The 15,997-nt window shown below is 41.6% G+C and carries 13 protein-coding genes; 6 read left to right on the plus strand and 7 right to left on the minus strand.

From position 1 onward, the window contains the following. Nucleotides 1-32 precede the first annotated feature (32 nt). On the minus strand, nt 33-761 hold the full coding sequence (locus AC4MC0_RS04410) for a hypothetical protein (protein WP_335997425.1): 729 nt from the start codon (nt 759-761) through the stop codon (nt 33-35). 174 nt (nt 762-935) lie between these two features. Here AC4MC0_RS04410 and AC4MC0_RS04415 point away from each other — a divergent pair, with 174 nt between their 5' ends. Continuing rightward, complete coding sequence (locus AC4MC0_RS04415; RefSeq protein WP_335997423.1) at nt 936-1,448, plus strand: hypothetical protein; 513 nt, start codon at nt 936-938, stop codon at nt 1,446-1,448. A 47-nt stretch (nt 1,449-1,495) separates the two neighbouring features. Here the strand turns inward: AC4MC0_RS04415 and AC4MC0_RS04420 are convergent, their stop codons facing one another. From AC4MC0_RS04420 to AC4MC0_RS04435, 4 genes are all read right to left on the minus strand, one after another. Then, nucleotides 1,496-1,780, minus strand: a complete 285-nt coding sequence (locus AC4MC0_RS04420) for a hypothetical protein (RefSeq protein ID WP_335997420.1) — start codon at nt 1,778-1,780, stop codon at nt 1,496-1,498. Between the two features lie 121 nt (nt 1,781-1,901). Beyond that, complete coding sequence (locus tag AC4MC0_RS04425; protein WP_335997419.1) at nt 1,902-3,242, minus strand: CitMHS family transporter; 1,341 nt, start codon at nt 3,240-3,242, stop codon at nt 1,902-1,904. Nucleotides 3,243-3,478: 236 nt separating this feature from the next. Next, a complete protein-coding gene (gene paeA, locus AC4MC0_RS04430; protein WP_058870077.1) occupies nt 3,479-4,807 on the minus strand; it encodes a polyamine export protein PaeA in 1,329 nt (442 codons plus the stop codon). Nucleotides 4,808-4,935: 128 nt separating this feature from the next. After that, nucleotides 4,936-5,925: a LysR family transcriptional regulator gene (locus AC4MC0_RS04435; RefSeq protein ID WP_004695623.1), complete on the minus strand. Its 990-nt coding sequence runs from the start codon at nt 5,923-5,925 to the stop codon at nt 4,936-4,938. A gap of 647 nt (nt 5,926-6,572) precedes the next feature. Between AC4MC0_RS04435 and AC4MC0_RS04440 the strand changes: the two genes are divergently transcribed. Continuing rightward, nucleotides 6,573-8,177 (plus strand): isocitrate lyase, encoded by a 1,605-nt coding sequence (locus AC4MC0_RS04440; RefSeq protein WP_078388603.1) that lies wholly within the window; start codon nt 6,573-6,575, stop codon nt 8,175-8,177. Nucleotides 8,178-8,280: 103 nt separating this feature from the next. Here AC4MC0_RS04440 and AC4MC0_RS04445 read toward each other — a convergent pair whose 3' ends face one another. Both AC4MC0_RS04445 and AC4MC0_RS04450 read right to left on the minus strand, forming a co-directional pair. After that, a complete protein-coding gene (locus AC4MC0_RS04445; RefSeq protein WP_335997415.1) occupies nt 8,281-8,655 on the minus strand; it encodes a diacylglycerol kinase in 375 nt (124 codons plus the stop codon). A 208-nt stretch (nt 8,656-8,863) separates the two neighbouring features. Continuing rightward, a complete protein-coding gene (locus AC4MC0_RS04450; RefSeq protein ID WP_335997412.1) occupies nt 8,864-10,009 on the minus strand; it encodes a glycerophosphodiester phosphodiesterase in 1,146 nt (381 codons plus the stop codon). Nucleotides 10,010-10,265: 256 nt separating this feature from the next. On the opposite strand from AC4MC0_RS04450, the gene AC4MC0_RS04455 reads away from it, so the two are divergent. The 4 genes from AC4MC0_RS04455 to AC4MC0_RS04470 all read left to right on the plus strand — a co-directional run bounded on the left by AC4MC0_RS04455 (nt 10,266) and on the right by AC4MC0_RS04470 (nt 15,930). Next, nucleotides 10,266-13,370: a multidrug efflux RND transporter permease subunit gene (locus tag AC4MC0_RS04455; protein WP_491887293.1), complete on the plus strand. Its 3,105-nt coding sequence runs from the start codon at nt 10,266-10,268 to the stop codon at nt 13,368-13,370. 133 nt (nt 13,371-13,503) lie between these two features. Continuing rightward, complete coding sequence (gene mgtE, locus AC4MC0_RS04460) at nt 13,504-14,850, plus strand: magnesium transporter (protein WP_335997410.1); 1,347 nt, start codon at nt 13,504-13,506, stop codon at nt 14,848-14,850. A gap of 141 nt (nt 14,851-14,991) precedes the next feature. Beyond that, complete coding sequence (locus tag AC4MC0_RS04465; RefSeq protein WP_491887294.1) at nt 14,992-15,558, plus strand: DUF4112 domain-containing protein; 567 nt, start codon at nt 14,992-14,994, stop codon at nt 15,556-15,558. Nucleotides 15,559-15,564: 6 nt separating this feature from the next. Next, nucleotides 15,565-15,930 (plus strand): bleomycin resistance protein, encoded by a 366-nt coding sequence (locus AC4MC0_RS04470; RefSeq protein ID WP_335997406.1) that lies wholly within the window; start codon nt 15,565-15,567, stop codon nt 15,928-15,930. Nucleotides 15,931-15,997: the final 67 nt, after the last annotated feature.

The raw sequence follows: 15,997 nt of genomic DNA on the forward strand, positions 1-15,997 counted from the left end.
TAGAAAAAACCGAGCATCATTGCTCGGTTTTTTTATAATTTCTCATCGATATAGCTGTCGAGATCGATGTGCTTAATCTGTTTACAGTAAGCATGCTCATACTTCAGCAGTTGCACATACAAATCTGCTTCATGCCCCAGCTGGGTTTTACGTGCCTGATAATCTTCAGATTGATGGGAGCTAAAGCGTAATTGGAGTCGTGATTTGAGCGTTTGCTTATAGGCCCAAAAGCAGACACGTCTAAGTTGTTGTAACTGATGATGTTCAACCGACTGGCTGTGGTCTCGAAATAAATTTTCTTTATAGAAGCGCACAAAACCAAAGTTTACACCAAAATAAAACAAGACCCACATCAGCAAACTGCTTTCAAGGAACATCAGATTGAGTCCACTTAAAAGAATCACGGCAGCGAGTTTGATGGGCGCATGGCGTTGCAGTTGATACAGGGAGTTTGATGAATGTTTAATTTGCTTAATGACAAAAGGTAAGACCCACATCAGCACCAATAAAATAGTGATAATGGCGTAACTATGACTTTGCAGCGGGTCGAGATTCTCCAAGTGAGTTAAGTAAAAATTTTTTAGAATTAAGCTGATTGGAATAAAAATCATCACCGCCAAAACCCACGGAATAATTTCACGTTGGTCATCTAAAATACCGCGTGTTTTGATTTGACTATAAAGCAAGTAATTACGTTTAAATGCGGCAGGGTAGCGGGTCTCTAATTGTTGCAGTAACAGTTGAACTTGTTTGGATTGCATCGTCAAAAAAGAGCGTATGAGAAAAATAGCCTTTACTATAGTAGATTTGGAAGGGGGATGGCTCAAAAAAATAAGCAAAACAGAATATTCACAGAGAAAAGCACAACAATTTCGCTTTTTCGCTCTGAATTATGCGAAAATGTCGGATTCAATTTTTTTGTCTAAGGGCAGTTCATGACTGATCATTCTCCTGAATCTTTAAGTGATATCGAAATTTTAGACATCTTGCAGTCTATGAAAGACGATGAGCTTGATACAGAGGCAAAAGAAGAGATTCGTAAAGGTGGTAAAGCAGGTCGTCAAGAAGCACATAAACTGGCGATTGTGGCTTTGAACCAATCTTTTGAAAGTAAGTTTGTTGAAGCTGTAGTTTTGGCGTTGGGCTTGAATGAAGCTCAAGCCAAAAAAATTCGCTATAAGAAAGACCGCATCCGTATTTTAAAAGTACGTGGGATTGACTACATGGCGATTGATGGTGCGGAAACAGCACAAGTCTTGTCACAAGTTGCACAAGCCATTGTACGTGAAGATGCGACCGTGACACATGATTTGCACAACATATTCCCATTTTGGAAAGAAGGCTGGCCAATGGTTCAGTTTGACAGCGCATATAAAATTTTATCTGAAGATATTACCATTCACTATCAAGCGACTTTAGATAAATTGCTTGAATTATATGGTCGTTAAGATCGCAGCACCAAAAGCACCTTCGGGTGCTTTTTTATGGCTTCTATTTAACTATGGAAAATCCAAGACAGTAATAAGCTGATGGGCCAAATAAACAGTCGCCACCATGTAATCAGTGGATCCCAAAAATACTGTCCAAAAGAAAGAGTATCGTTAAAGCTTCGTTGCCCATGTTCATAAGCATAAGGTGTAATCCGCCATGCCAAAATCAGCAAAAAAATAGCACTTACGATCAGCAGCGTGTGGCTGGATTGAGCAAAATAATAATAAATCAGATAAAGCGCAGAATAAAAGAAAGTACACGCCAAAATAGCAAGCAATGAAAAAGACATAAGCTTGACTCTATTATATTGTTATATCAAGGCATTATAAATGAAAATACCCGATGTGATACATCGGGTATTTATCGGTTGTTGAGCTTAAGGTTCGTTATAACTCAGCATGAGTATTTGATTACCCCAGTGTTGAGTAAAGTGGGAAAATACCAAAGACCATTGCTGTAACCAGCATCACTAAACAAGTAATCACCGCCCACCTGATGGTAAATTCTTGGTGTTCACCAAAGTTAATTCCAGCCAATCCACAGAGTAAGTAAGTCGATGGAACCAATGGGGACAGTAAGTGTACAGGTTGACCAACAATCGATGCACGAGCCATTTCCACAGGGGTAATACCATAGTGTCCAGCGGCTTCAGAGAGTACAGGCAGTACACCAAAGTAGAAGGCATCATTCGACATGAAGAAGGTCAGTGGCATACTAATCACAGCCGTGATAGGTGCTAAATACGGCCCCATACTTTCTGGAATAATGGCAACCAGTTCTTGAGACATGGCTTCAACCATACCTGTACCCGATAAAATACCGGTAAAAATACCTGCCGCAAAGATAATCCCGACTACAGCTAAGGCACTGGCAGAGTGGTTACCAACCAAACGCTTTTGCATGTCTAGATCTGGATAGTTCACCACCAAGGCAATACACAGGGCAACCATGAACAGAATCGCCGCAGGTAAAATGCCCATTACTAAGCAGACCATCAAGACCAAAGTTAGTAGAGCGTTAAACCATCTTAAGTGGGCACGGTTGGCTTCAGGTTCTTGCGAAATCTGAATACTGTCACCATGGCTAATATCTAATTCCACAATACCAATGCGTTTACGCTCCATACGGCCATACATAAAGCCGAGGAAGTATAACCACCCAATTGCAACGAGCATTGGTAAAATCATCGGAACAAAGACATCGTTTGGATCGACATGCAATGCCGTTGCAGCACGTGCTGTTGGTCCACCCCATGGCGTTAGGTTCATGATTCCGCTCGCAAGCATCATTAGACAAGCCATAATTAAAGGGCTCATACCAATACGCTTATACAGCGGTAGCATTGCGGCAACACAGATCATGTAAGTGGTTGAACCGTCACCATCCAAGGAAACAATTAAAGTCAGTGTAATGGTGCCGAGGGTCACTTTTAAAGGATCACCTTTAACCTGCTTTAAAATCCACTTCACTGAAGGGTCGAATAGACCCGTGTCGATCATAATTGCAAAATAAAGGATTGCGAAAAGGAGCATTACGCCCGTAGGAGCGAGCTTTTTAATGCCTTCCATCATCATATTGCCAAGTTCAGCAATATCAAATCCAGCAAGGTTGTCAACAAAGAGACTTAAAACATAAGTAAGTAATGCAAAAATGATAGGGATTAAAGTTAAAGCAACAAGAGCGCTCAGTCGTTTGGACATGATTAAGTACATGAAGCACATAATCATGCCTAAACCTAAAATGGTCAGCATGGATCAATCCTTTGAACGTGTTAAGTCTGTTTATTCATCAAGTGACAGCGATAGTATGCAATTCAGCATGATTTTTAAATGCTCTTAAACATATGTGATTTTTCATTCTATTTTTCTAATAAATAATATATATCTGTAAAGTATGGTTAAGATACTTATTTTGTATAACTTCATATGGTTAAATCTGAAGCAAAAAAAACCTTGCAGTTGCAAGGTTTTAATTCAAGGCGATGTTCCTATTCCTCGACTGTTTTGGTTTCAGGCTGTAGTGTTTCTTCAAGTAAACGCGTCACTAAAAGTTGGTCAATCTTAAAATGGTCGACATCAACCACTTCAAATTTAAAGCCTGCGTATTCTACGGTATCGGCAGGGCGTGGAATTTTGCGTAGACGGTACATCATAAAACCAGCCAAGGTTTCATAATTTTCTTCATCTGGCATTTCATCAATGGCCAGTGCATGCTTCATGTCTTCAATCGGCGTGCTGCCATCAATCAGCCATGAATTATTATCACGTTTAATGATCTGTTGTTCGGCTTCAATAGGGGTGACCCAATCGCCCATGACCGTAATCATAATGTCTGACAGGGTGATGACGCCCACGACCAAAGCATATTCGTTAATCACAACAGCAAACTTTTCTTTGGTGGAGCGGAAACGGTCTAATAACTCAGACAAGGTTAATGTGTCTGGAATGGTGAGAACATTACGAATAGTGCTTTCATTGAGTTGTAGTAAAGATTGATTATTCAGAATACGGACCAGAATGTCTTTGGCATCCACATAGCCAATTACATCATCAATATTTTCACTACAAACTAAAAACTTAGAATAAGGATATTCAGCCAATTTTTGACGAATGCTGGCTTCAGATTCATTTAAAGTAAAATACACCACATTTTCACGCGTGGTCATACTTGAAGGTACATTCCGCTCTTCAAGTTCAAATACGTTTTCAATGAAATGGTGTTCTTGCTTTTGTAGCACCCCAGCTTGCGCACCCGCATCCATCACTGCCGAAATATCATCAAAGGTAATGTTGTCATCACGTGTGGTATTCACTTTAAACAGGCGGAATAACAAGTTGGCAAGGGCATTAATAATCCAAGCCAAAGGTTTGCAGACCTTAATAAATACCTGAATGGGGTTAATCACCGCAATAGAGATTTTCTCTGGGGCAATCATGGCCAAACGTTTTGGCATGAGGTCAGCAAACAAGATAAATAGCGAGGTGACTAAAGTGAAAGATAGAGCAAAGCTAATGGTTTCAGACCAAGGACCTGTATAAAAACGAGAAACAAAGCTCATGAAGTAGGGACGAAAAGCCCCTTCACCTAAAATACCGCCCAAGATCGCCACTGCATTTAAGCCAATTTGTGAAGCGGCAAAGAAGTCAGCAGAATTTTCTTGTAAATTCAAAACTTTCTGTGCGCGATCATCGCCCGACTCAGCCAAGATTTTTAGCTTGACTTTACGTGCTCCTGCCAGTGCAATTTCTGTCAGAGACAAGAAACCCGCCCCAGCAATCAGGACTAGAATGATAACTATGTTTTGAAAAAGGCTCACGGAATCCACCTGTGATTCATCGTTATTATGAATATTTTTAACACAAAAAATAAAGACAGTAATCACTTACTGTCTTCTATCATACCTGAGTTATTGGTATGAAAATGAATTATTTAGAGCTTGAATGCTTAATAATGTGAGAATTGCGAGTTATTGCCTAAAAACTCACGATTTTCTTCCTCAATCATTTGACGTGCCACATACAAAATCAGCTGTCTGAGCCAGCGATGTGCAGGATGGTGATGTAACAGTGGACACCATGCCATTTTCAACTCAAGTTCTGGAATATAAAAAGGTGGGTCTTTAATCAGGAGGTTTTGACTTTTGGCTTGCAAGCGTGCAATACGGGTCGGTAAAGTTGCGATCAAGTCTACATTTGAAGCCAATAGTGCAGGCATTTGATAATGTCGAGTGAAGACCGAAATTTTACGTTTTTGGCCAATACGCTCTAAAGCTTGATCAATCCAACCTAGACCTGCTTGTTTTTCAGGGTTAACGCCGAAACCAACGCCCATACCTGTTTTAGAGACCCAAATATGCTGTGCATCGAGGTAACTTTTTAGGTTTAAATTGCTGGCAGCAGGGTGTTTACCATTGAGCAAACATGAAAAACTGTCACGCCAGACTAAAACTTGGTGGAAGCTTTGTGGAATTTCATTGAAACGGTTAATCGCAAGATCAACTTTACCTTGTTCCATATCACGATATGACACATCACTTGGGGTTAAGAAGTCTAAGACCACATTGGGAGCTTCTGAACGCAGTGCTTTAACGAGGCGGGGAACTAAGGTGGCTTCGGCATAGTCCGAAGTCATAATACGGAAAACACGATTTGAGGTATAAGGACGGAACTCGGTACGAGGTTCCAAAATCATGGAGAGATCAGAAAGAGCGTCACGTATGCGGGGTTGTAATTCTAAAGCTCGTTCGGTCGGTGTCATACCTTCAGAAGAGCGAATTAGCAGGGGATCATTAAATAAGTTACGAAGACGACGTAGAATATTACTCATTGCTGGTTGGGTGACACCCAATTGTTCAGCTGCTCGGGTTACATTTTTTTCGCGTAAAAGTACGTCCAAGTAAATTAAGAGGTTTAGATCAACCCGCTCCAGATTCATAAAATAAATACCGAGAATAAAATCATGAAATTATTTGCATTATGCCATAAGCCATCGGGCTTGTGTAATAAACTGACGAAAAAAAAAGCATCGGGTTGTATAAAGAATGCCCCCTTCATTTTCTAAGAAAATGGGTTTTTATGCTTAAAAACGGAGGGCATATTAGTCCTAAGGAATGTTTTAATATGTGTGAATTGAGGCTCAGATTATCGCCTAGAAAATGGCTTGATATAGCTTATTTTTGGTGGAATAAAAGCGTGATAAATACTCTTTTTTCTGAATATTGAACTTTTGTCATTTCGGTCACATTAAGTATTGATTTTCGGTTGGGACTCTTTTTTTCAACGGCCGAGACTTAAGTCTAATGAAGAAATATTCGACAAAGGATGTATTTTTTACGTTTTTCTTATTTTATTTAAGTTTAAAAATAACAATTACTTAATTATGTTTTATCGAAATATAATTAGACTTTTATCTATATATTTTTTAAATAAATACTGAAAATTAATGCAGAATATTGGATTAATTTATTCTGTCAATCTAATCTGTATTCATCGCAACGAAGCGCTCTAAATCTAAGCAAAAGCTTGAGGGTCTGATTTTAGCTTTTCGTTGAAGAAAATCCTAATATTATTACAGGAAATATCATGACTACATATCAAACAGCGATTGATGCAATCCGCGAATTAAAAGCAAAATTCGGTAGCACTTGGGCAGACATCAGTCCTGAAGATGCTGCGCGTATGCAAATCCAAAACCGTTTCAAAACTGGTTTAGATATCGCTAAATACACAGCTGCAATTATGCGTCGTGATATGGCTGCTTATGATGCTGACTCTAGCAAATACACTCAGTCTTTGGGTTGCTGGCACGGTTTCATCGCACAACAAAAAATGATTGCGAACAAAAAATACTTCGGTACGACTGAACGTCGTTACATCTACCTTTCTGGTTGGATGGTTGCTGCGCTTCGTTCAGAATTTGGTCCACTTCCTGACCAATCTATGCATGAAAAAACTTCAGTACCTGCGTTGATCGAAGAAATCTACACGTTCTTACGCCAAGCTGATGCGAAAGAATTAAACGACCTTTTCCGTGCGCTTAAAAAAGCAAACGAAGCAGGCGATACTGCTAAAGCTGCTGAAATCACTGCACAAATCGACGGTTTCCAAACTCACGTTGTGCCAATTATTGCAGACATCGATGCTGGCTTCGGTAACGAAGAAGCGACTTACTTACTTGCTAAGAAAATGATCGAAGCGGGTGCTTGTGCACTACAAATCGAAAACCAAGTATCTGACGCGAAACAATGTGGTCACCAAGCTGGTAAAGTAACTGTTCCTCACGAAGACTTCATCTCTAAAATCCATGCATTACGTTATGCATTCTTAGAAATGGGTCTTGACGACGGTATCATCGTTGCGCGTACTGACTCTGAAGGCGCTGACTTGACTCAAAAAATCCCAGTGGTTAAAGAGCCAGGCGACATCGCTTCTCAATACATCGGTTTCCTAGACACTGTTGAAATTGACATTGCTGATGCTCAAGAAGACGAAATCTTAATCAAGCGTGATGGTAAACTTCACCGTCCAAAACGTTTGGCTTCTGGTTTATACCAATTCCGTCCAGACACACAAATTGACCGTGTTGTTCTTGACTGTGTATCTAGCCTTCAAAATGGTGCTGACCTTCTTTGGATCGAAACTGCGACTCCAAACGTTGACGAAATCGCGCACATGGTTAACCGTGTTAAAGAAACAGTTCCAAATGCGAAACTTGTTTACAACAACTCTCCATCATTCAACTGGACGTTGAACTTCCGTCAACAAGCTTACGACCGTTGGGTTGCTGAAGGTAAAGACGTTTCTGCTTACGACCGTGCTAAATTAATGAGCGCTGAGTACGATGCTACTGAATTAGCTGCTGATGCAGACGCTAAGATCCGTACATTCCAAGCAGATGCTGCTCGTGAAGCGGGTGTGTTCCATCACTTGATCACACTTCCGACTTACCATACTGCTGCTCTTTCTACTCATGAGCTTGCACAAGGTTACTTCGGTTCTGAAGGTATGTTGGCTTATGTTGCTGGCGTACAACGTAAAGAAATCCGTGGTGGTATCGCTTGTGTTAAACACCAAGCAATGGCGGGTTCTGACATCGGTGATGATCACAAAGAAATCTTCTCTGGTGACAACGCTCTTAAAGCGCACGATGATGCTAAAAACACAATGAACCAATTCGCTGCTCACTAAGCACTGAACTGATTCATAAAAAAACCCTGCTAAAGCAGGGTTTTTTTATGAATTAATTTTGAGCTTTTTGAACAGATTGAACGTGAAATATTGAACAAAGAGGTTAAGGCATCAGAATCAGTAGCCAAACAATAAAGATAATACTTAAAGAAACAAACTGTGCAGCACTACCCATGTCTTTGGCATTTTTTGAAAGCTCATGGCGCTCTAGTGAAATACGATCCACAATCGCCTCAATGGCTGAATTGAACAATTCAACAATAATTGCAAGTAAACAAACGGCTACCATGAGGGCTTGTTCTAAGCGACTGACATCACAGAAAAAGCTTATTGGAATCAGAATCAGGTTAATCAATAGGACTTGGCGAAAAGCTGCTTCGTGCGCAAATGCGGCCTTAAAACCTGAAATGGAATAATGAGTTACATTAAAAATACGCTTAAAACCTGACTTGCCTTTGAGTGGGGAATATTGGCTCATACCATCAACCATTTTAAAATTTCAGCCACAATACATGATCTATATTAAAAGTCACTTAATTATAGTATTCAAAAAGTGCTTAATCTATGTACACCTAAAATAAGGAGAAAGAGATTAAAAAAGCCTACTTTTTAATCTCTATAGTTAAAGGATGGATATTGGTTGAAAGTAAACGAGATGCTCAGTTGTTTGGTTTTCTTTGTGTGACTTATTCTATTTTTTTCAAAAAAGCATCCGCTGCTTGACGTCCCAAAGCAGGGTCATCGGTAAAGATACCATCCACTCCAGCTTTAAAGAAAATTTCAAACTCTGCCAGCGCGCCTTTTTCGCACTTTTCAGCGGCTATCGCGCTACAGTCTAAATAGTCTGCTAAGAAATTATTTTCTGGGCGTAGGGTATAAGGATGTACTTTTAAGCCCACTGCGTGTGCATCGTTTACAAAACTGGTCGGGGTCGCCGGCTGAGTATTGGGCACGATATAGGTTTTACTTGGCCCAACACCATGTGCATAACTTGCGACGTCTTTCAGTCCTTGAGGTGTTGCCATATCACTATAGCGGAGTGTTGATTTGGCAAGCACAGCATCGGCAGGTTGTTCGGAGTTACCGCCATAGAGTTGAATAATTTTGGCATGTTGAATCGATTTTAATTGATCTAACTGTTGACGCATCTGTTTTAAGTTGCTGACTTCAAATGACTGGATATAGACTGGTGCAATGTCACGACTATAGCTGTGTTTGGCCAGCGTGGTTAATAGGCGTTGCTCCATGGCCAAATTGAGACCTTGGAAATAGCTGGGATGTTTGGTTTCGATATACAGGCCCACAATTTTTCCTGTCTTTTTATAGTGCGCATCTACGAGTTCAATAATTTCATCTAAAGTGGGCAGATCAAATTGATCATTATATTGGGCATTTGCTGGACGAATCTCTGGAATACGTTCTCGTGCCTTCAGTTGCTTCAGCTCGTTTAAAGTAAAGTCTTCAGTAAACCAACCTGTGTAAGTCACGCCATCAACGACTTTACTGGTCTTCCGTTCTGCAAACTGCGGCAAGCTGCTGACATTGGTGGTTCCTCCGATTTCATTTTCATGGCGAGCGATTAAATAACCGTCTAGAGTTGGCACCAAATCAGGCTCAATAAAATCTGCACCATCATCAATTGCTTTTTGGTAAGCGGCTAAGGTATGTTCAGGGCGTAGCGCGCTGGCGCCGCGATGTCCAATAATAAGCAATGCAGGCTCAATGTATTCGGCGTTGTTTGATGGTGGCTGGGATGCTGCATTGTCTTTCTCATCATGATGACAGCCCAATAAACTTAAAAAAATAAAACTCAATAATGTTCTTTTTAACATGTGTTCCTCAACATTTTATTGTGGTGTTGCGGACTCAGTGTTCAATTTTAATATCTCAGATTAATGACAAATTGCGAAAAATTACAGGATGTCATCAATTGGTCAAAAAGCTTTCTTCATAGTTTCTTCATATTTAGCTTTAATGTTCTATTTCATGTTGTTAAGTCTTGTTTTTTAATGATTCGTCATAGAAGATCAAGCATAAAGTGATACCAGTTTCTAGATCTAGCCTCAGACCCAAGAGTACCGCAGACCCATGCTGTCTAAATTTTTTATTCATCGTCCAATTTTTGCTGGTGTGCTGGCGATTATCGTGATGGCATTTGGTTTATTTGCCGCCTTTCAGTTGCCTGTAGAGCGCTACCCCGATATTGCACCTCCGCGAATTACAGTGAGTGCAACATATACAGGTGCGTCGGCAGAGACGGTGGAGGAGAGCGTTACTCAGGTTTTAGAACAGCAAATTAAAGGGATTGATCATTTACTGTATTTTAGTTCGAGCAGTGACTCGAATGGCCGTAGTCGAATCAGCATTAGTTTTGAAAATGGAACTGACCCAGATACCGCTCAGGTTCAAGTTCAAAATGCCATCAATGGGGTGATTAACCGCTTACCAGAAGATGTGCAGCGTCAAGGGGTCAATGTCTATAAGTCGCTTGGCGATACGCATATGGTGATTGGCCTATATGACCAAACAGGCAAAAGCAGCAATATTGCACTCTCTGATTATATGATGACGCATTTGGAGCAAGATTTAGCCCGTATTGATGGGGTTGGCGAGGTTGATGTTTTTGGTGCGCAGTATGCCATGCGCTTATGGCTGAATCCGCACAAATTGCGTCAATATGGACTGATGCCGAGTGATATTCGTGCAGCGGTTGAAGCGCAAAATACGCAAGTGGCCGCAGGGGCAATTGGTGAGTTACCAAGCCTGTCAGATCAATATTTAAATGCCAAAGTTACCTCAGGTACACGTTTAAAAACCGTTGAAGAATTTGAGAACATCATTGTCAAATCGACCCGCGATGGCAGTTTTATTTATTTAAAAGACGTCGCACGGGTGGAACTAGGCGCGGAAAATTACCAGTCATTTAATACCATTAATGGTTTTCCTTCAGTGGGGATGGGCATTTCACTGTCTTCAGGTGCCAATGCCTTAGCGACGTCTGCATTGATTAAGCAAGAGGTTGCCCGTTTATCTTCTAAACTGCCTGAAGGCTATCAAATTGTTTATCCACGTGATAACACGCCTTTTGTGCAAGAGTCGATTAAGGAAGTGGTCAAAACACTGTTTGAAGCAGTGCTTTTGGTGATTGTGGTCATGTTTGTCTTTTTGCAAAATTGGCGTGCAACGTTGATTCCTACTATCACAGTACCTGTTGTAATTTTAGGCACGCTCGCCATTCTGTATTTGCTCGGCATGAGTATCAACACCTTAACCTTATTTGCATTGGTCTTAGCCATCGGGCTTCTGGTGGATGATGCGATTGTGGTGGTGGAAAATGTTGAGCGGCTGATGCATGAACAGCAGATGAGTGCTCAACAAGCCTCAATTGCATCGATGCAGGAAATCAGTGGGGCATTGATTGGGATTACGTTGGTGTTAACCGCAGTGTTTATTCCCATGGCATTTTTCGGTGGCTCGACAGGAGTGATCTACCGTCAGTTTTCAATGACCTTAGTTGCTGCCATGGCGCTATCGCTGCTGGTCGCATTGATTCTGACACCTGCACTATGTGCCTTAATTTTAAAACCCAATGATAAATCGGCACGATGGGCAACTTGGTTTAATCTGAAGTTAGATCAGCTAAAGCAGCGTTATTTAAAACTGAGTACGCAGACCATTCAGCACAGTAAAATCATGCTGGTGGTTTTTGTAGCGTTAATTGCCGTCTTTGCATTGTTTTATCGGGCATTACCGACCAGTTTTATTCCCAGTGAAGATCAGGGTATTTTAAGTGTTCAGTTTAAACTGGCCGATGGTGCACCAATGAGTCAAAGCCGTGTGGTGGGAGAAGAAATTCGCCAATACTTTTTAGATAAAGAACAGGCCAATATCAATTTGGTGATGATCCGCTATGGTCGTAATTTCTCAGGGACCGGACAAAATTTAGGTCAGGGTTTTATTGCATTGAAACATTGGGATGATCGTAAGGGGAAAGAGAACTCTGCACAGGCGATTCGAGAACGGGCAATTGCTCATTTTAGGTCACATCGAAATGCGCAAATTAATGTAAATATGCCGTCCTCAGTCAGTGGCTTAGGACAAACCGACGGCATGGAGTTTTGGATACGTGATATCAATGGCGAAGGTCGTGCTTATTTAGAAGCACAGTTTAAAACTTTGCAGGACGCATCCAAGCAGTATTCTAGTTTTAGCAATTTAGATAAACGTTCTAACCCAGATAAAGCCGAACTCAAAGTGGATATAAACCAAAAACAAGCTTTGGCGAATGGACTTAGTCAGACCGCTATTAATAGCACCTTATCCAGTGCTTGGGGTGGAAGTTATATCAATGACTTTATTGACCGTGGTCGGATTAAGCGGGTAATTATGCAAGGGGATGCCGAATTTCGTTCAAAACCTGATGATCTTCAAGCGTGGGCCGTACGTAATGATCTGAACCAAATGATTCCTTTTACAAATTTTGCCCAAGTGTCTTGGAGCGGAGGCCCTGAGGTGGTGAATCGCTTTATGGGCTATACCGCGCTAGAAATGGAGGCGGATACAGCACAAAATGTCAGTTCGGGACAAGCCATGCAAGACGTACAAAACATGGTGCGAGCGCATGACGGTATTGATCTGGCATGGAGCGGATTATCGTTCGAAGAAAACAAGTCCAATAACCAAGCATTGCTGCTGTATTTGGTCTCAATAGGTTTTATCTTTTTATGCCTTGCTGCACTTTATGAAAGTTGGAGTATTCCAACGGCAGTCATGAGTGCGATTCCATTAGGTATCGGTGGCAATATTCTGTTCAGTTATCTGACGGGTTTTCCGAATGATATTTACTTCCAAATTGCCTTGCTGACCACGATTGGTTTATCTTGTAAAAATGCGATTTTAATTGTGGAATTTGCTTCATTGGCGCAGCAAAAAGGCCAGACAGCAATTGAAGCAGCGTTGGAAGGCGCAAGCTTACGGTTACGCCCGATTTTAATGACGTCTTTGGCTTTTGGCGCGGGTGTCACACCTCTGGTCTTTGCCTTTGGTGCAGGGGCAGCAAGTCGTCAGGAAATTGGGGTGAGTGTACTCGGTGGCGTGATTTTTGGCACGGTATTAGTGTTGCTATTTATTCCTTTAATGTATGTCTTGGTTCGCCGTGTGTTTCATGGACGAACACCTCAGGACGAAGGTTAAGCTTGAATCCGAAACATTCGTATGCAGCGAATCGGCAAAGCGAACCTTTAACCCAATCAGGCCGAAAGGCCTGACATTTAAAGATCCTTTGCTATACTCGCATAGATAAAGAAAAACAATATTTGAGTGGTGTATGCCAAATCCGTCATTTTCACAGCAAGATTTCCAAGCGCAATTAAATCAGCCCGATAACCATGCTTTTATCCAAAGTTTGAAACAGTACAGCACTGCGGATTTAGCTGATATTTTAATGGCCCTGCCTATAAATGACCAAATTCGGCTATTGGAACAATTACCACAAGCCAGTTATGTCTTTGAGTTTTTAGCATTAACCGAGCAGCAGCAGCTAGCAGCGCAATTGCCTCAGGCTTTGCTGGTGAAGTTATTGGCTCAGATGCATTCGGATGACCGTACCGATTTATTTCAAAGCTTGGCACAAGAGGTTCAAGGTCAGATTTTTCCGCAGCTAGATGCGCATGTTCAAGCCCAGCTGAATGATTTAATGCACTATCCTGCCGAGTCTGCGGGTGCAATTATGAGCACTGAGGTTATTACGGTACATGCCGAAATGACCATGCAACAGGCGATTCAACATATACGACAGCATGCAGCGGAAAGTGAAACTTTATATCTCATCTATGTGATCGATGCCTCGCGTTATTTACACGGTGTGATTTCGCTGCGGCAAATTATTCAGTCTCCGCCTGAGCAATTGATTGGACAGGTTATGACCAGCCGTGTCATTACGGGTTTAGTCAGTGAGGATCAGGAAAGTATTGCACAGAAACTGGCTCATTATGATTTTATGGCTTTGCCCATTGTCGATGAGCAGCAGCGTCTATTGGGGATTGTGACTTATGACGATGCAATGGATGTGGTACAACAAGAAACCACAGAAGATATTCTAAAAAGTAGTGCGGTTGCGGCCAGTCCGCAGATGAGTATTAAAACGGCTCCAATCTTCTTACTGTATCAGAAGCGGGTGTTTTGGCTGGTGTTTCTGGTTTTTGGCAGTTTACTCTCGGGGCTGGGAATTGCACACTTTGAAGACTTGATTGCGGCGCATATCGTTTTGGTATTTTTCCTACCTTTACTGGTGGGAAGTGGGGGAAATGCGGGGTCACAGTCCGCAACTTTAATGGTACGTGCACTGGCAACCGGTGATGTACATTTTAAAGACTGGTTTTATTTGCTAGGACGTGAAAGTTTGGTTGCGCTGTGCTTGGGTGGAACCATGGCAACGGCAGTCTCCATTTTGGGCTATTTCCGTGGGGATATTCTGGTCGCTGTAGTATTGGCACTGAGTATGATGGGCATTGTGTTGATGGGTTGTCTGATTGGTATGAGTCTGCCGTTTATCTTAAACCGCATGAAACTCGACCCCGCCAGTGCATCTGCACCTTTAGTCACCTCAATTTGTGATGCGTCAGGCGTGGTGGTATATCTACTGATTGCGTCACAAATCCTGACCTTGTCTTAAGCTAATAAGTAATTGTTTCAGCACAAAGTTAGCACAGAAAAAAGTCATGAAAACCAGCATAATTCAGTGGTTTTATGATGTTAAAGTGGTTGAAATGATGGAGGTCAGTAACAACATGCCTGAACCCTTAGAACAAAAAAAATGAGCCAGCAAAATGTCATTCGTTTAGAGCGTGATTTGGCCAAATATGCCAATATGATGGATTCTGTGGTGCGTATCCCGTTCACCAAGCAGGGTGTAGGTGCCGATGCTGCGTTGAGTACTGTTCCGATTGCTGGTGATATCGCTGGTTTTGCCCTAACGTGTTATGCCATTTATAAAGCCAAGCAAATTGGTGTACCGCAAGAGAAATTGAGTCCAGTATTGAAGCTGGCTATGATTGATGCTGTGGTCGGTTTTATCCCTGTGTTAGGGACATTATTTGATATTTTTATACGTCCGAGTCGTAAAGCACTGGATGTGGTTCATGACCATATTCGGGAAGAATACCAAATCCATTCAGAACATCATGTGACTCATCCTTTTCTTCATGAAAAATTGGAAAAGAAACAGCAACAGTCCGCATTTTGGCGAAACCCAGTAGTGGCATGGCTTTGGCTACACATCCCAGATTTGTTTGGCCTGATCTTTTTGGTGTGTTTTATGGGCTTATTGTGGTGGGGGGGCAGTGTGATGTGGCATTGGTTACAGGGACTAAACTTAGGATAGCCACTTATGAAATTTGAAGGTCAGATTACGGCAAATTTGCCAGCGATTGATTTGGCGTGCACTGCTTCATTTTATCAAAGCTTGGGCTTTGATCTGGTGTATCAGTCCCCCGAGTGGATGATTATGCGTTTGGGTGAAATGACACTGGAATTTTTCCATCATCCGCATTTAGATCCAAATAGTTCATGGCATAGTGCCTGTATTCGCGTAGCGGAAATTCAATCCTATTATGAATACTGGTCTAAAGTGAATTGGTCGTTGTGGGAAATTGCCCGTATGAGCGATATTCAGAATTTTGATGAGATCCGCCAGTTTTGCATCATTGACCCAAATGGCAGTTTATTACGCTGTATCGAAGTGACGATTGAATAAAAATGTTCTGTTATGCAGAGTCACAAAAAAGCCTCCAAGTGGAGGCTTTTTAAAATCTTGTGAACGA

The sequence above is a fragment of the Acinetobacter sp. CAU_H_S139_7 genome (genome assembly GCF_058599305.1).

Excerpts from the sequence above, each read along its gene's own strand:
- AC4MC0_RS04450 (WP_335997412.1), bottom strand. The coding sequence starts at position 10,009 with ATGTTAAAAAGAACATTATTGAGTTTTATTTTTTTAAGTTTATTGGGC.
- AC4MC0_RS04415 (WP_335997423.1), top strand. The coding sequence starts at position 936 with ATGACTGATCATTCTCCTGAATCTTTAAGTGATATCGAAATTTTAGAC.
- AC4MC0_RS04420 (WP_335997420.1), bottom strand. The coding sequence starts at position 1,780 with ATGTCTTTTTCATTGCTTGCTATTTTGGCGTGTACTTTCTTTTATTCT.
- mgtE (WP_335997410.1), top strand. The coding sequence starts at position 13,504 with ATGCCAAATCCGTCATTTTCACAGCAAGATTTCCAAGCGCAATTAAAT.
- AC4MC0_RS04410 (WP_335997425.1), bottom strand. The coding sequence starts at position 761 with ATGCAATCCAAACAAGTTCAACTGTTACTGCAACAATTAGAGACCCGC.
- AC4MC0_RS04445 (WP_335997415.1), bottom strand. The coding sequence starts at position 8,655 with ATGAGCCAATATTCCCCACTCAAAGGCAAGTCAGGTTTTAAGCGTATT.
- AC4MC0_RS04435 (WP_004695623.1), bottom strand. The coding sequence starts at position 5,925 with ATGAATCTGGAGCGGGTTGATCTAAACCTCTTAATTTACTTGGACGTA.
- AC4MC0_RS04425 (WP_335997419.1), bottom strand. The coding sequence starts at position 3,242 with ATGCTGACCATTTTAGGTTTAGGCATGATTATGTGCTTCATGTACTTA.
- AC4MC0_RS04440 (WP_078388603.1), top strand. The coding sequence starts at position 6,573 with ATGACTACATATCAAACAGCGATTGATGCAATCCGCGAATTAAAAGCA.
- AC4MC0_RS04455 (WP_491887293.1), top strand. The coding sequence starts at position 10,266 with ATGCTGTCTAAATTTTTTATTCATCGTCCAATTTTTGCTGGTGTGCTG.
- AC4MC0_RS04465 (WP_491887294.1), top strand. The coding sequence starts at position 14,992 with ATGAGCCAGCAAAATGTCATTCGTTTAGAGCGTGATTTGGCCAAATAT.
- AC4MC0_RS04470 (WP_335997406.1), top strand. The coding sequence starts at position 15,565 with ATGAAATTTGAAGGTCAGATTACGGCAAATTTGCCAGCGATTGATTTG.